Origin of the sequence: Candidatus Collinsella stercoripullorum (assembly GCF_027669965.1) — a bacterium.
Taxonomy (GTDB): domain Bacteria; phylum Actinomycetota; class Coriobacteriia; order Coriobacteriales; family Coriobacteriaceae; genus Collinsella; species Collinsella stercoripullorum.
Genome location: NZ_JAQECM010000059.1, coordinates 1 through 14332 on the forward strand (window position 1 = coordinate 1; position 14332 = coordinate 14332).

14 protein-coding genes are annotated in these 14332 nt (G+C 72.0%); 8 read left to right on the forward strand and 6 right to left on the reverse strand.

Translation table 11 applies throughout. The features are described from left to right. The first annotated feature begins 375 nt into the window (after positions 1-375). The 4 genes from PHA29_RS09380 to PHA29_RS09395 all read left to right on the forward strand — a co-directional run bounded on the left by PHA29_RS09380 (position 376) and on the right by PHA29_RS09395 (position 5342). The gene (locus PHA29_RS09380) at positions 376-1932 is read left to right on the forward strand and encodes an L-lactate permease (protein WP_270849339.1); all 1557 of its coding nucleotides are present in this window, start codon (positions 376-378) and stop codon (positions 1930-1932) included. Between the two features lie 286 nt (positions 1933-2218). Beyond that, positions 2219-3808, forward strand: a complete 1590-nt coding sequence (pckA, locus tag PHA29_RS09385; RefSeq protein ID WP_270404600.1) for a phosphoenolpyruvate carboxykinase (ATP) — start codon at positions 2219-2221, stop codon at positions 3806-3808. Between the two features lie 191 nt (positions 3809-3999). Next, on the forward strand, positions 4000-4728 hold the full coding sequence (locus tag PHA29_RS09390) for a B3/B4 domain-containing protein (RefSeq protein WP_270404603.1): 729 nt from the start codon (positions 4000-4002) through the stop codon (positions 4726-4728). Between the two features lie 164 nt (positions 4729-4892). Then, positions 4893-5342: a MarR family winged helix-turn-helix transcriptional regulator gene (locus PHA29_RS09395; RefSeq protein ID WP_270404606.1), complete on the forward strand. Its 450-nt coding sequence runs from the start codon at positions 4893-4895 to the stop codon at positions 5340-5342. A gap of 73 nt (positions 5343-5415) precedes the next feature. Here PHA29_RS09395 and PHA29_RS09400 read toward each other — a convergent pair whose 3' ends face one another. From PHA29_RS09400 to PHA29_RS09410, 3 genes are all read right to left on the reverse strand, one after another. Next, entirely contained in the window at positions 5416-5817 is a 402-nt protein-coding gene (locus PHA29_RS09400) for a Fur family transcriptional regulator (RefSeq protein ID WP_270849342.1), read from the reverse strand. Between the two features lie 331 nt (positions 5818-6148). Next, the gene (gene rnhA / locus PHA29_RS09405) at positions 6149-6637 is read right to left on the reverse strand and encodes a ribonuclease HI (RefSeq protein ID WP_270849343.1); all 489 of its coding nucleotides are present in this window, start codon (positions 6635-6637) and stop codon (positions 6149-6151) included. A gap of 105 nt (positions 6638-6742) precedes the next feature. Next, positions 6743-7192, reverse strand: a complete 450-nt coding sequence (locus PHA29_RS09410; protein ID WP_270849345.1) for an acylphosphatase — start codon at positions 7190-7192, stop codon at positions 6743-6745. Between the two features lie 118 nt (positions 7193-7310). Between PHA29_RS09410 and PHA29_RS09415 the strand changes: the two genes are divergently transcribed. From PHA29_RS09415 to PHA29_RS09430, 4 genes are all read left to right on the forward strand, one after another. Next, on the forward strand, positions 7311-7478 hold the full coding sequence (locus tag PHA29_RS09415) for a hypothetical protein (protein ID WP_270404615.1): 168 nt from the start codon (positions 7311-7313) through the stop codon (positions 7476-7478). A gap of 162 nt (positions 7479-7640) precedes the next feature. Beyond that, entirely contained in the window at positions 7641-7862 is a 222-nt protein-coding gene (locus PHA29_RS09420) for a hypothetical protein (protein WP_270849347.1), read from the forward strand. A 106-nt stretch (positions 7863-7968) separates the two neighbouring features. Continuing rightward, positions 7969-9159 carry an aldo/keto reductase gene (locus PHA29_RS09425; RefSeq protein WP_270849349.1) on the forward strand — a complete coding sequence of 397 codons (1191 nt, stop codon included), beginning with the start codon at positions 7969-7971 and terminating at the stop codon, positions 9157-9159. 198 nt (positions 9160-9357) lie between these two features. Continuing rightward, positions 9358-11307 carry a Tat pathway signal sequence gene (locus PHA29_RS09430; protein ID WP_270849350.1) on the forward strand — a complete coding sequence of 650 codons (1950 nt, stop codon included), beginning with the start codon at positions 9358-9360 and terminating at the stop codon, positions 11305-11307. 116 nt (positions 11308-11423) lie between these two features. Here the strand turns inward: PHA29_RS09430 and PHA29_RS09435 are convergent, their stop codons facing one another. From PHA29_RS09435 to PHA29_RS09445, 3 genes are all read right to left on the reverse strand, one after another. Beyond that, positions 11424-11750, reverse strand: coding sequence for a putative heavy metal-binding protein (locus PHA29_RS09435; RefSeq protein WP_270404625.1), 327 nt, complete (start codon positions 11748-11750; stop codon positions 11424-11426). Between the two features lie 95 nt (positions 11751-11845). Then, complete coding sequence (locus tag PHA29_RS09440; protein ID WP_270849352.1) at positions 11846-12769, reverse strand: N-acetylglucosamine kinase; 924 nt, start codon at positions 12767-12769, stop codon at positions 11846-11848. 61 nt (positions 12770-12830) lie between these two features. After that, a partial coding sequence (locus tag PHA29_RS09445) for a coiled-coil domain-containing protein (RefSeq protein ID WP_270849354.1) occupies positions 12831-14332 on the reverse strand: 1502 nt, incomplete at its 5' end.

Genomic DNA, 14332 nt, shown 5'->3' on the forward strand with positions numbered 1-14332 from the left:
CGACGGGGACCGAGCCCGCCGGCGCCTCCCGGAACCGGGGGCCCGCGTCCGCGCGCAGGCGGGCGCGGCGTGCGAGCTTGTCGCGGACTATGTCGATGGGGGTGCGGGTCACGGGGCTCCTCGCTCGTCGCGGTTCGGGTCGGTTGGGCCGCATTATACCCGCGCCCGCCCCCTGCCGCCCCGCCGGCGCCGTCTCGTTACATGCCTCCCGGGCGGTTCGGGGCGTCCCGGGCGCCCGTCCGCCGCGGCAGTCGCGGAGGTTGTGGCCCGGCATGCGCGAAGGTGCGGGCCCGCCGGGGGCCTCCTGCGGTATCATGGCGGGGAGGAAAATTATTTTCCATTCCTTTTTTTCTTCTTGGGCCATGAGGAGGGACCATGGATCCGCTCGCCTTCGTCCTCGCACTCGCTCCGATCCTGTGGCTGGTCGTCGCCCTGCTGGCGTTCAGGCTCCCCGCCTGGAAGGCTGCCGCGGGGTCGTTCGCCATCGCCTGCGCGCTGGCCATGGCGCGCTGGGGCATGGGGCCGGCGGAGGTCGCCACGGCGAGCCTCGAGGGCTTCCTCATGGCGCTCTGGCCGATCGTGCTGGTCATCGTCGCCGCGGTCTTCACCTACAACCTCTGCGTGAGCACGGGGGCGATGGACGTCATCGGGCGCATGATCGCCTCGGTCTCGAGCGACCGGCGCATCCTGGCCCTGCTCATCGCCTGGTGCTTCGGCGGGTTCATGGAGGGCATGGCGGGCTTCGGCACCGCGGTGGCGATCCCCGCCGGGATGCTCGCGGGCATGGGGTTCGACCCGCTGACCGCGGTGCTCATGTGCCTGGTCGCCAACGGCGTGCCCACGGCGTTCGGCTCCATCGGCATCCCCACCGTCTCCCTCGCCGGGCTCGTGGGGCTCGACGCCAACGGGCTCGCCTTCACCGAGGCGCTGCAGCTGTCCCCCTTCTACGTGGCGGCGCCGTTCCTGATCGCGCTCATCGCGGGGCGCGGCAACACCGGGACCGCGGGCGCGCTCGAGCGCCTGCGCGGCGTGGCGCCGGTCGCGCTCGCCTCGGGGGCGTCGTTCGCGGCGGCGTGCGCGCTCGTCGCCGCGCTCGTGGGGCCCGAGCTCGCCGTCGTCGTGGGGAGCCTGTGCTCGCTCGCCGCCACGGCGGCGCTCGGGGCCCGCGCCGAGCGCTCGGGCGCCCTGGACCCCCGCTTCCACATGGACGCCGGGGCGGAGGAGCCCGTCGGCGCCGCCGGCGCGCTGCGCGCGTGGTCGTGCTTCATCCTGATCTTCGTGCTCCTGCTCGGCACCTCGAAGCTCTCCGGCCCGCTGAACGCGTGGCTCGCGGGATTCTCGTCCACCGTCGCCGTCTACTGCGGCGAGGCCCCCGGGTCGTTGACGTTCAGCTGGGTGAACACGCCGGGCGTGTGGATCTTCGCCGCGGCGGTCGCGGGCGGCCTCATCCAGGGGGCGGGGCCCCGGCGGATGCTCTCCGTGCTCGCCGCGACGCTGCGCCAGATGGCGCCCACGGCGGCGACGATGCTCGCCGTGCTCGGGTGCGCGAAGGTGATGGGGTACGCGGGCATGATCTCGGATATCTCCGCGTTCTGCATCGGGGTGACCGGCGCGCTGTTCCCGCTCGCGGCGCCTTGGATCGGCGCGGTGGGGGCGTTCGTCACGGGGTCGGGCACGAGCTCGGCCATGCTGTTCGGCCCGATCCAGCTCGAGGCGGCCACGGCCCTCGGGACGGACCCCTATTGGATGGTCGCCCTGAACGAGCTGGGCGTCGCCGCGGGCAAGATGCTCTCCCCGCAGACCCTCGCCATCGGGCTCGCCTCCGTGCGCGTGGTGGGCCGCGACGCGGAGCTGCTGCGCGCGGTGCTGCCCTATGCGCTCGGCTTCCTCGTCGCCATGTCGGCGCTCGCCCTGGCGGGGGCCTGGCTGTAGCGGGTCCCGCGCCCGGCGCGCCGGCCCCGCGGACGGCGCCCGCCGACCCCCTCACCGGGTCTCTTGCACAACCGCAGCCGCCTTGTCAAGGGTACGGGCCTCATGTGCCACCGGGGGTCTTTTCGCTGTCTTTCGACGGAATGGCCCTGTACGCCGTCGAGCGGGGGCGGGTATGATGCGAATGGTGTGCCGCCTTCGTCGAGCGGCGGCGCGGCGCATCGCCCTGCTTCGGGTATCGTTTATGGCGCGCCGCACCGCGCGCCGGGTGTATGAAAGGTAGCTGCATATGATCGAGACCATCCTTTTGGAATCGGGCATCGACTGCGACATGGATCGCGTGCACGTCGACTGGAGCCCCGCCAAGCTCATCGAGCACGCCATCTCGCACCATGAGGCCTACCTGACCTCCACGGGCTCGCTCTCCGTCTCCACCGGCGCCTTCACGGGCCGCTCGCCCGAGAACCGCTATATCGTCGACGCGGGCGAGGCCGAGAAGAACGTCAACTGGAACAGCCCCACCAACAAGCCGATCGACGAGAAGACCTACAAGCGCGTCCGCAAGAACGTCACGCGCTACATGTCCCAGCGCCGCCACCTGTTCGTGATCCGCGGCTTCGCCGGCGCCGACCGCCAGTACGCCCGCAAGGTCATGGTGGTGTGCGAGCGCGCCCACCAGGCCCTGTTCATCCAGAACATGCTCGTGCGCCCCACCAAGGACGAGCTCGAGGTGTTCGGCCGCCCCGACATCCTCGTCTTCGCCGCGCCCACCTACGTGTGCTCGCGCGACCGCGACGGCGTGGAGCCGGCCGCCGTCATCCTCGACATGAACAAGAAGAAGATCGTCGTGGCCGGCACCGGGTACTGCGGTGAGATCAAGAAGGCCGTCTTCACGATGATGAACTACCTGCTGCCCATCGAGGACGGCGTGCTGCCGATGCACTGCTCGGCCAACGTCGACCCGGCGACCGGCAGGACCTGCATCCTGTTCGGCCTGTCCGGCACCGGCAAGACCACGCTGTCCGCCGACCCCGAGCGCCTGCTCATCGGCGACGACGAGCACGGCTGGAGCCCGCGCGGCGTGTTCAACATCGAGGGCGGCTGCTACGCCAAGACCATCGACCTCACGCGCGAGCGCGAGCCGGACATCTTCGACGCCATCCGCTTCGGCAGCGTGTCGGAGAACGTCAAGCTCGACCGCAAAACCCGCGAGCCGATCTACTCCGACAGCTCCATCACCGAGAACGGCCGCGCCGCGTACCCGCTCGAGCACATCGAGCGCGTGGTCGAGTCCGGCACCGGCGAGATCCCGAGCGTCGTGCTGTTCCTCACGGCCGACGCCTACGGCGTGCTGCCGCCGATCTCCAAGCTCTCCCGCGAGCAGGCCATGTTCCACTTCCTGACCGGCTACACCGCGAAGGTCGCCGGCACCGAGCTCGGCGTCAAGGAGCCGCAGCCCACCTTCTCCGCGCTGTTCGGCGAGCCCTTCATGCCGCTCGACCACATGACCTACGCCTATCTGCTGGGCGAGAAGATCGCGCAGAACAACACCCGCGTCTACCTCGTCAACACCGGGTGGACCGGCGGCCCTTACGGCGTGGGTCACCGCATCGCGCTGTTCCACACCCGCGCGCTCGTCAAGGCGGCGCAGACCGGCGAGCTCGACGTCGCCGGCTACCGTCACGACGACGTGTTCGACGTGGACGTGCCCATCGCCTGCCCGGGCGTCCCGACCGAGCTGCTCACGCCGCGCAACACCTGGTCCGACCCCGAGGCGTACGACCGCGAGGCCGCCGGCCTGGCGCAGAAGTTCCGCGACAACTTCAACAAGCGCTATCCCGGCGTCCAGCTCGAGGACCTGGCGAACATCAAGCGCTAAGATAGGGAGCGGGGCCGTCGCACGCGGCGGCCCCGATGTACTGACAGAGTGCCCCCTTCTCCGGATGGGGGCGGCGCTGAGGGCGCCCACGTGCCGGCACCGTAGGACTTGGAAGGCGGTCGGCGGGTGGGCGCCCTTCCGCATCGACGCGGGGCGCCCGGGGCCCGGGCGGCCGCGGAAGGGGGAGCGATATGAAGCGCTTCGTGACGGAGGATTCGTTCTGGCAGCTGTTCCCGGACGCCGCGATCGGCGTGATCGTGGCCCGCGGCATGAGGAGCGCCGACGAGGTGGGCGAGCAGGGGCGCGCCGAGCTCGCCTCCCTGCTCGAGGGCGCCAACCGCCTGGCCGAGCGCCACATCACCAGCGACACCATCTCCGAGAACGAGCCGGTGCGCGCATGGCGCGAGGCGTACCGCAGGTTCAAGACGAAGAAGGGCGCCCGCTGCTCGATCGAGAACCTGCTCAAGCGGGTGATCAAGGGGCGCCCCGTGGGGCCGATCACGCCGTCGGTGGACGTGTACAACGCCGTCTCGCTCAAGTACGCGCTGCCGGTGGGAGGCGAGGACATCGACTCCTTCGCGGGCGACCTGCGCCTCACCGTCACGCAGGGCGGGGACGCATTCGTGCCGCTCGGCGAGGACGGCGCCGAGGACCCGACGCTGCCGGGGGAGCTGTGCTACCTGGACGACGAGGGGGCGGTCTGCCGCTGCTGGAACTGGCGCGACGGCGTGCGCACGGCGCTCACCGACGACTCGGTCAACGCGTTTCTGGTCATCGAGTGCGTGGAGCCCGGGCGCGTGGGGGACTGCCGAGCCGCCCTCGACGAGCTCGCCGAGCTGGTCGAGCGCTACCTGGGGGCGACCATCGCGGTCAAGAGGCTCGTCACGGCGGCGGACCGCGAGGTCGTCATCGAGGACTGACCCCGATCGGGGCGCGACGCACGCCGGGCATGCCGGGGCGCCGGCGTGCCCGGCGTGTGGTGTTCGTGTCCTCCGTCGCCCGCGCCGCGCCGCCGCCCCGGAGCGGCCGATGCGATGTTAACCTGTCAACAAGACAGGCGGGGAGACGGCGGACGGAGGCCGACATGGAGCAGACGCGGTTCGAGGACTTCGTGGGGCTCATCTCGCTCATCTCCAAGGAGATCCAGCGGATCAAGGCGGTCGAGGCGGCGCGCCTGGGGATACGCGGCTCGGATGTCATGTCCCTGTACTACCTGGGCCGCCACGAGGAGGGGCTGACCGGCGCCGAGCTCGCCCGGGAGGCCGACCTCACGCGCGCCGCGGTCTCGCGCTCGCTGGCCCGGTTGGAGGAGCAGGGCCTCGTGGAGGTATGCGAGGGCGATGCCGGCGGCTCGCGCTACCGCGCGCCGGTCCGCCTCACCGAGCGCGGCAGGCGCAGCGACGCCGAGATGGGGGAGGTCATCCGCCGCGTGGTCGCGGAGGCGGGCGAGGAGCTGGGCGATATCCAGCGCGTCCAGATGTACCGCTCGCTCGCGTTGATCCTGGAGCGGCTCCGGGGGATCTCGCGCGATTAGGGGGCGGGCCGGCGCCCGCGCCGCGGAGGCCCCTGCATGCGGGGTCCGGTCCGCCTGTGCCGGGACGGGTCCGTCAGGCTGAGCGCGCCGCCTTCGCGCGGCAGGCGGGGCACACGCCCTCGAAGATGGTGCTGTGGGAGGCGATCTCGTAGCCGGTCTCGCGGGCGACGGCGTCATCGGCCCCCGCGTCGTAGGGCACCGTGGCATCGATCACCGCGCCGCATTCGGTGCACACCACGTGGCAATGGGCGTCCAGACGCAGGTCGAACCGGTCTCCGCCGGGGGCCTTCACGCAGGTGATGGCATGCGTCTGCTCGAGGAGGCGCAGGTTGCGGTAGACCGTCGCGCGGCTGATGCGGTCGTCCTGGCGCCGGACGTCGAGGTAGATGTCCTCCGCGGTCGGATGGTCGCACCGTGCGCGAACGGCGTCGAGGACCAGGGCGCGCTGCTTCGTGTTCCTGCGCTGCACCGCCATGCCGACCTCCCTTATCGTGAACCGTTCTTGACAGCATTTCAGCAGAAGCGCCGGCATCCGGCAAGCGCACGCGCTGCGTCCACATAAAATGCCATAGTTTCGGTAGCGTTCCGGGGAACGGGGGGTCGGTGTCCGCCGTTCCGGCAGCGTCGGCGTGCCGTCGGGGTGCGGGCGCATGAGGGGTCGGTATATGAGGGGGACGGGGTCCTCGCGGGGGCGCGGGGCCCGTCACGCCACGGGGCGTGCGCCCGTGGCGCTAAGGCTCGCGGCGCACGGCGAGGTTCCGTCGCGGGCCCCGCCGTGCGCGGCCGCGGCCCCGGTCGCCCGTCCGTCAGTCGGCGTCCCCCTCGACGAAGCCCTCGTCGACGACGCGCGGGCCCTCGTCGGCCGCGGAGGTGGCGAGCTGGTCGCAGCGCTCGTTGAAGGTGTGGCCCGCATGGCCCTTCACCCATCTGAAGGTCACGTCGTGGGGCTCCATGGCCTTGAGCAGGCGCTTCCACAGGTCGGGGTTCTTGACGGGCTTCTTGGCGGCGGTCTTCCAGCCCCGTTTGATCCAGCCGTCGACCCAGTGCTTGTTGAACGCGTTGACCACGTACTGCGAGTCGGAATGCAGCTCGACGGTGCAGGGGCGGTTGAGCACCTCGAGCGCGGCTATGGCCGCCATGAGCTCCATCCGGTTGTTGGTGGTCCGCTCGTATCCGCGGGAGAGCTCCAGGACGTGCTCCTTCCCCGAGGGGGCGGTGTAGCGCAGCACGGCTCCGTATCCGCCGCGCCCCGGGTTGCCGCGCGCGGCGCCGTCGGTGTAGATGGTGACGTTCAAAGGTCGCTCCCTTTCGCGTGATGATCGGCCAGCCCATTATGGCGGCGCCCGCCGGTTCCCGCCCGCTCGGACCCCATCTCCCCGAAAAAGGGATGCGGCCCCGGCTCAGTAGCGCGCGTCGAACTCGTCCTCGCCGTCGACGGGCTCGATCCGCTCCGCCTCCTCCAGCCAGATGCGGTTGCCGTACCTGCGGTAGGAGTCGTGCAGGCGGTCCAGATGGACGATGAGCCCGCCCGGCGTCCCCTGGATCTCCATCTCGACGGAGCCGTCGTCCAGGTTGCGCACCCACCCGGTGAGCCCCCGCTCGCGCGCGAGCCCCATGTTGGTCCAGCGGAACCCCACGCCCTGCACGAGGCCGGCGAAGCGCATCCGGAACCTCATGGGCTCCCCGGCGCGGGACGGGTCGGGGAGCGCGTCCTGCAGCCGTTCGATGAGCTCCCGCTCGAGCGGGCTGCGCGGCTGTACCCCGCCCTCCGGCGAGCCTCCCCATGCCTTGATGCGGTCGATCAGCCCCATGCGCGCCTCCTGGATCATCGACGCCGACGACGGCCCCATTGTACCCCTCGGCCATCGGACCCCCTCGCTGGCGGTTTCGTGCACCCCGCGGATGAGCGGCGCGCGGGCCCGTGCGAGAGGGGATAATGCAAGGGACCGTCCCCGACGAAGGGCTGCCATGGACATCCTGGTCATCATCGCCGCGCTGCTGGTGCTCGCCGCCGTCATCTCGCTCGCGCTCTCGTTCGTGGGAGCGGTGCTGTGGGGCGCGCTGCGGCTGCTGCCCTTCGTGTTCACCGTGCTCGCCGTCGCGGTCCTCGTCCGCTGGTATCGCGACCGCCGCTGAGCCCCGCGGCACGGGCCCCGGCGCTCCTCCGGCTCCGGAGCGCGCCGATCGCCCGCCGCGCACGCGCCCCCTTCGTTCGGATTCGGGTCTTCCCATCGGGTTAGCTATATGAAACAATTCGAGTGGCAATTATTCCGACCGTTTCCGACCGAGGAGGTCGCCATGGGTAAGGCGCGGGTCAGGTTCTGCAAGAAGTGCTCCGGTGTGAAGCCGAGGGACCTCAAGGGCGTGCTCGAGAAGGGGGAATGGAAGGAGGGCTGCGTCCACGCATGCTCGAAGCGGCGCTCCGACCCGGGATGCGCCTTCGCGCGCATCGACGGGGAGCTCGTGGTCTGCTCCTCCAAGAAGAAGCTCGTCAAGCGCGTGCGCGAGGCGGTCGCGTAGCCGATCCGCCCTGCGCGGGGCTTCCCCGGCGCGGCGCCTTCGCGGGCGGCGCACGGGAAGGGTCCCGGGCAGCGCGCACACGTCGACCCGCATGATGAGGAGGGGTATGCAGTACCGTGTCGATCCCCGCGGCGGGCGCGTCTCCGCGCTCGGCCTCGGGTGCATGAGGTTCCCCGGGTTCGCCGTCGGGCGGCCCGATCCGCGCGCCGCCCGCGAGATCGTCTCCCGTGCGGTGGAGCGCGGCGTCAACTACCTGGACACCGCCTATCTCTACCCGGGGAACGAGGAGGTCGTCGGCAGGGTCCTCTCCGAGCTCGGCGTTCGGGACCGGGTGCTCGTGGCGACCAAGCTCCCGCACGCCTCCTGCCGGAGCCCCCGCGACTTCGACCGCTACCTCGACGAGCAGCTCCGCCGGCTGCGCACCGACCGCGTCGACTACTACCTCATGCACAACATCACGAGCCTCGGGCAATGGGAGCGCCTGGTCGGGCTGGGGATCGAGGGGTGGATCGAGCGGCAGAGGGCGTCGGGGCGCATCGGGCGCATCGGGTTCTCCTTCCACGGCAGCTCGGTCGACTTCCCCGTGCTCCTCGATGCCTACGACTGGGATTTCTGCCAGATCCAGTACAACTACACCGGGGAGCGCTATCAGGCGGGGACCGCGGGCCTCGAGGCGGCGGCCGCCCGCGGCATGGCGGTCTTCGTGATGGAGCCCCTGCTGGGGGGCAGGCTCGCGGACAAGATGCCCGCGCCCGCCCGCCGGGTCCTTGAGGAGGCGTCCGACGGGGACCTGACGACGCCGGCGGCCTGGGGGCTCTCCTGGGTGTGGAACCATCCCGAGGTGACGATGCTGCTGTCGGGCATGTCGTCGTGCGAGCAGGTGGACGAGAACGCCGACATCGCCTGCCGCGCGCTGCCCGGCTCGATGACGCCCGCGCAGCTCGATGCGATCGCCCGCGTCGTGCGGGTCTTCGAGGAGACGAACCGGGTCCCGTGCACGGGATGCTCCTACTGCATGCCCTGCCCGCACGGCGTGAACATCCCCGGGTGCTTCGCGGCGTACAACGCGAGCTTCGCGCACGGACGCTTCACCGGCATGCAGCAGTACTTCACCGCGAGCGCGATCAGGACCGGGCGCCCGCGCCTGGCGAGCAACTGCGTGGGCTGCGGAGCCTGCGCGCGCCACTGCCCGCAGCGGATCGACATCCCCGCGCGCCTGGCCGACGTCCGCCGTCGCCTGCAGCCCGGTCCGCTCGATCCGGTGCTCAGGCTGCTCGCGCGCACGCCGCGGGACTGAGCTGCGCCGGCCCGCGCCCCCATCGCCGCCCGTCTCCGGCCGCGCCGCCGTTCGCGCGGCCGGCCCCGGACAGGATGACATCCGGCTCGGGCCATGGGTATCATGGCTAGACGAACCGGCGCCCCGCCGTATCGAGGTATCCGCGCGCCGTCGCGGCGGGCGGGGCCTCACCGAACCCGAGACGGGAGGGAGCGATCGATGTCAGACGACCGCGAGAACCTGATGAGGATGCTGCGCATGCTGGGCATCCCGGTCCCCGAGGGGGATGCCGACGACGGGGCGATCCCGGTGGACGCCGTGGTCGATGACGCCGGCTCCTCCGATGAGGGGTCCGCGGACCCGTCCCCGAAGGGCGCGACCGGCGGCTCGCGGGCCGCCGGGAGGCGCCCGTCCGGCGAGGGTGGCTCCGGCCGCCGCGGCGGGCGCCATGTCGGCGGCGAGCTCCTCGACCGCATCGCCCGGTGGAGCCGCCGCGCCCTCGTCATCCTCCTGGCGGTGCTCGCCTGCGCGCTCGCGGCGGGCTACTGGTGGTTCCATCCCGCCCTCAACCTCCAGAGCCCCCAGGTCTGGAGCTGGATCATCGTCATCGCCGCGGTCGCCGCGGTGGCGCTCAAGGTCCTGTCGCTGCGGTCCGGCCGCCGCGCGGCCGTCTTCCGCCGCCTGATCGCCCTGCCCGTCGCGGTCATCGCGGCGTTCGCGACCGGCGTCATCGCGGGCATGCCCATCGTCCCCGGCAACGCCGAGCGCTACGCCTCGATCCTCCAGACCACCGACGGCGACTTCGCCGAGGACATCGAGGAGGTCGATTACTCCGAGGTCCCGGTCATCGACCGCGCGTCGGCCATCCTGCTGGGCGACCGCGCCATGGGCTCCATCCCCGAGTACGTGAGCCAGTTCGAGATCTCCGACGCCTACAGCCAGATCAACTACCGCGGGCGCCCCGTGCGCGTGAGCCCGCTGGTGTACGCCGACCTGTTCAAGTGGTTCTCCAACCGCGACCAGGGCATCCCCGCCTACGTGCTCGTCGACATGGTCACGCAGGAGGCCGAGGTCGTCCGCCTGGACGAGCCGATCCGCTACAGCGAGTCCGAGCCGCTCGCGCGCAACGTCGACCGCTACGTCCAGCTCGCCTACCCCACCTACATGTTCGACCAGAAGTCCTTCGAGCTCGATGACGACGGCGCGCCGTGGTGGGTCTACCCCGTCCAGCGCCGTACCATCGGGCTGTTCGAGGGGACGACCATCCAGCGGGTGGTGCTCGTCAACGCCTGCACGGGCGAGACCGAGGACTACGCGGTGGACGAGGTGCCGAGCTGGGTCGACCGCGCCTACCCGAGCGACCTCATCATCGAGCAGTACAACTGGAGCGGCATGTACGCCAACGGCTGGCTCAACTCCTGGCTCGGCCAGCGCGACGTGGTGCGGACCACGCGCGGGACCGGCGGCGAGCTCGGGTACAACTACATCGCGCAGGGCGAGGACATCTACCTGTACTCCGGCGTCTCGAGCGTGACGGCGGACAGCTCGAACATCGGTTTCATCCTGGTGAACCAGCGCACCGGGGAGTCCCATTTCTACCCGGTCGCGGGGGCCACGGAGGACTCGGCCATGCAGAGCGCCGAGGGCGAGCTGCAGAACCTGCGCTACCAGGCGACCTTCCCGCTGCTGCTGAACGTGGCGGGCGAGCCGACCTACTTCATGTCGATGAAGGACGACGCCGGCCTGGTGAAGATGTACGCCATGATCAACGTCGAGCACTACCAGAACGTGGCGACGGGGAGCACGGTCGCAGCCTGCCAGGACGGCTACCTGGCCATGCTCGCCGCCGACGGCACGCTGTCCGACGAGCAGGCGGCCGCATCGGGCGCGCAGCGCGAGGTGAGCGGCACGATCGCCACCGTGGCGCAGGCGGTCGTCGACGGGAACTCGCACTTCTACGTGACCCTCGAGGGCGATGCGGCGATCTACGACTTCGCCCTGCCCGATCAGCTGGAGATCGTCCGCTACCGCGTGGGCGACGCCATCTCGTTCACCTGCATGGACGAGGAGGACGCCGCGGGGTCCGGCTCGGCGGGCGACGCGGACGGGGACGCGGCCGAGCCCGCCTCCGCCTCGGAGGTGCTCGCCGTGACCTCCATCGGTTCGTAGCGCCGACCCCGCTTCGAGGGACGGAATGCGAGAGACCCCGGCCCGCGCCGTGCATCGCGCGGGCCGGGGTCCCTCCGGTGCCTGTCGATCCGCCCCCGTCCCCGGGGGCCGCCGCCCTATGCGAGGGGTTCGAGCGTGACGGCGGTGCCGCTCGCAGTCACCATGAGCATGCCGCCCTGCCCGAGCACCTCGTAATCGATGTCGACGCCCACCACGGCATGGGCGCCCATCTCGGAGGCCCGCTGCTGGAGCTCGGCGATCGCCTCGTTGCGGGCGGTGATGAGCTCGTCCTCGTATCCTTTGCTGCGCCCGCCCACGAAGTTGCGCAGGCTCGCGCCGATGTCCTTGATGAAGTCGATGCCGGTGATGACCTCGCCGAAGACGATGCCGTAGTACCCGCTCACGCGGTATCCGTCGACGGAGGGGGTGGTGGTGACGATCATGGGCGCATCCTTTCTCTCGCGGCCGCTGTCTCCCGTATACCCAGACGGCTCCGCGGCGAATCGGGGGCGCGGGGCGGTCGACCGGGACGCTTCCGCTACCGGTCGCGGGCGAGCCGGGCGCGCAGGATGAGGACCGCCCCGACGTCGGGCTCGTGGGCGGGCCGGACGAGGCGGCAGCAGGAGGGGAGGGCGGCGGAGAGCGGGCGCAGGATGTGCGCGCCCGCCTGGAAGGTGCCTCCGATGCAGGCGACGGGCACCGCGCCCTCGTCCGCGATGCGGTCGGAGAACAGCTCCCCGACGAGGGTGCGCACGAGGTCGGCCTCCTCCCGCGCCGCCCGCTCGAAGATGGCGCGGGCGCTCGCGTCCCCGGCCTCGGCGGCCTCGGTGACCAGAGGGCTCAGCGCCGCGGTGCGGGTGCGGTCGGGGAGCAGCTCGCGGGCGCGCGCGATGACCTCGAAATCGTCATCCAGGCGCAGGCGCTCCCTGACGAGGGCGTGCAGCGGCCCGCGCGGGTCGCGTCCGTCGGACTGGCGTGTGAACGCCCTCAGCAGCTCGCGGCCCATCCAGCCCCCGCCGCCCTCGTCGCCGACCTCGTAGTCCCAGCCGCCGCAGCGGACCTGCCTGCCCGCGCAGACCCCCAGGGCGATCGACCCGGTGCCGGCGATGAGCGCGATGCCGTCTGCCATGTCGAGGCCCGCCGCCCAGGCGGCCTCGACGTCGTTCACGATCGCGTGGGGATGCGGCCCGGCGATGGACTCCGCCGCCGCGCGCGCGGCTCGGTCGGCTTCGGCATCCTCACCGTATCCGCAGATGGAGAACCCGATGCCGTAGTCGTCCCCGAGCGCCCCGCAGGCCCGCGCCCGCGCGCAGCCCCGGTCGAGCACCTCGTGCATCCCCTCGAGCCCGGCCTGCGCGTAGTGGCAGGTGGGCAGGGTGAAGCGATCGAGCATCCGCAGCCTGTCGTCGAAGATCGAGAAGGCCGTCTTGGTGCCCCCGCCGTCGATTCCGAGCCAGCGCATGGCCCGCCTCCCTCCGCGCGCCCGGCGCCCCGGTCCCAGACGGGGGCGCCGGGCGCATCCGTTACGACAACGCGAACCAGAGCACCGCGATGACGAGCACGACCGCGGCGACGGCGGCGAGCGCCGCGATGAAGCGGACGCGCGAACCGCGGGTGCGCTCGCGGACGCTCGCCTCGGCCTCGGCGAGCGCCTGCACGGCCTGCGCCTGCTCCGCGCGCTCCGCGACGTCGGCGGCGAGCGCGGAGGCGATGCGCTCGGTCAGCTCGGGGTGGTTGCGGATGTCGGTCGCCTCGTCGATGGCCGCCTGGGCCTCGGCGGCGTCCCGCTGGGCGTCGCGCTCCGCGTCCTGCTGCTCCCTGAGCGCGCGCTCCTGCTCGTGGATCTGGCCCTTGAGCTCCTTCTGACGGCCGGCGGCCTCGATGCGCGCCGCCTCGAGCGCGTCGCGCGCGGCCTCGGTCTGCTTGGTGATGCCCCGGAAGGACTCCTTTGCGTCCGCGATGGGCTTCTCGGCCTCAGCCACCGCCGCCCGCGCCGCGGCGAGGGTCGCGTCGGCGTCCGCGGTCACGCGGGGCAGCTCGTCCTTCGCGCGGCGCAGCGCCTCGGTGGCGTCGGCGATCTCGGCGCCCAGCTCGTTTCCGCGCACGCTGTACGCCGCGGAGTTGGCCGAGGGGTTGCGCTGGATCTCCGCGTACTCGCTGCGCAGGCCCGCCAGGCGCGCCTCCGCCGCGTCGACGGCGGCGCGGGCCTCGTCGACCGAGGTCGTGCGCGCCTCGGTCGCCTTCTCGACGGCGCGCTGCGCGTCGGTCAGGCGGCGCTTCAGGCGGCCGGCCGACTCGCGCGCGGCCTCCTCGGCCGCCTGCGCGCGGTCGAGCGCCTCCTTCAGGGCGCGCTCCGCCTCGGCGTCCGCGGCCTTCATCTCGTCGAGCGACTTCTTGAGCCGGTCGATCTTGGCCTGCAGGGTCTTCTGGAGGCCCTGCGCGGCCGTGGCGGACGCCTGCGCGCTGCGGCCGCGCGCCGTCTGCTCCGCGACGATGGCGTCGAAGTTGTCGGCGATGTCGCGGCGGTGCGCGAGCTCGCGGGTCTGCTCGGCGATGCGGCCCTCGAGCTCCTCGAGCTGCTCGCGGGCCTCGGCGTGCGCGCGCTTGGCGGCGCTCATCTCGCGCACGGCGCCGACGCCCTGCGTGATGAAGGCGCCGACGTTGCTCGCGGCCTCCGCCGCCGCCCGCGAGATCGTCTCGCCGGCGGACGGGCCGGCGGGCTCGGGCTCGGGCTGCGGGCGGACGAGCGACGCCGGGGGCACCGCCCCCGGGCCGCCGTCGATGACCTCGAAGCCCTCGGGGAGCGGCTCGGGGTCGTCGCCGATCTTCTCGTACTCCTCGCGGGTGAGGAAGCGCGGCATGGTGCCGAAGTGCTCGGGTTCGGGCTCGGTCGGGGCGGGGGTTCCGTCCACGGCGGGATCCCATCCGGCCTTCGTCCCGTCGCCCTCGGGCTCGATGACCGGGGCGGGGTCCCCGCCGTCCGTCGCCGCGCCGTCGAGGGGCGCGTCCCCCGCCTGCCCGGCGT

Bases quoted from the DNA above. Each gene is read 5' to 3' on its own strand.
- PHA29_RS09435 (WP_270404625.1), bottom strand. From the start codon at position 11,750: ATGATCGTCACCACCACCCCCTCCGTCGACGGATACCGCGTGAGCGGG.
- PHA29_RS09420 (WP_270849347.1), top strand. From the start codon at position 7,641: ATGGGTAAGGCGCGGGTCAGGTTCTGCAAGAAGTGCTCCGGTGTGAAG.
- PHA29_RS09410 (WP_270849345.1), bottom strand. From the start codon at position 7,192: ATGGGGCCGTCGTCGGCGTCGATGATCCAGGAGGCGCGCATGGGGCTG.
- PHA29_RS09425 (WP_270849349.1), top strand. From the start codon at position 7,969: ATGCAGTACCGTGTCGATCCCCGCGGCGGGCGCGTCTCCGCGCTCGGC.
- PHA29_RS09415 (WP_270404615.1), top strand. From the start codon at position 7,311: ATGGACATCCTGGTCATCATCGCCGCGCTGCTGGTGCTCGCCGCCGTC.
- PHA29_RS09400 (WP_270849342.1), bottom strand. From the start codon at position 5,817: ATGGCGGTGCAGCGCAGGAACACGAAGCAGCGCGCCCTGGTCCTCGAC.
- PHA29_RS09440 (WP_270849352.1), bottom strand. From the start codon at position 12,769: ATGCGCTGGCTCGGAATCGACGGCGGGGGCACCAAGACGGCCTTCTCG.
- PHA29_RS09430 (WP_270849350.1), top strand. From the start codon at position 9,358: ATGTCAGACGACCGCGAGAACCTGATGAGGATGCTGCGCATGCTGGGC.
- pckA (WP_270404600.1), top strand. From the start codon at position 2,219: ATGATCGAGACCATCCTTTTGGAATCGGGCATCGACTGCGACATGGAT.
- PHA29_RS09380 (WP_270849339.1), top strand. From the start codon at position 376: ATGGATCCGCTCGCCTTCGTCCTCGCACTCGCTCCGATCCTGTGGCTG.
- PHA29_RS09390 (WP_270404603.1), top strand. From the start codon at position 4,000: ATGAAGCGCTTCGTGACGGAGGATTCGTTCTGGCAGCTGTTCCCGGAC.
- PHA29_RS09395 (WP_270404606.1), top strand. From the start codon at position 4,893: ATGGAGCAGACGCGGTTCGAGGACTTCGTGGGGCTCATCTCGCTCATC.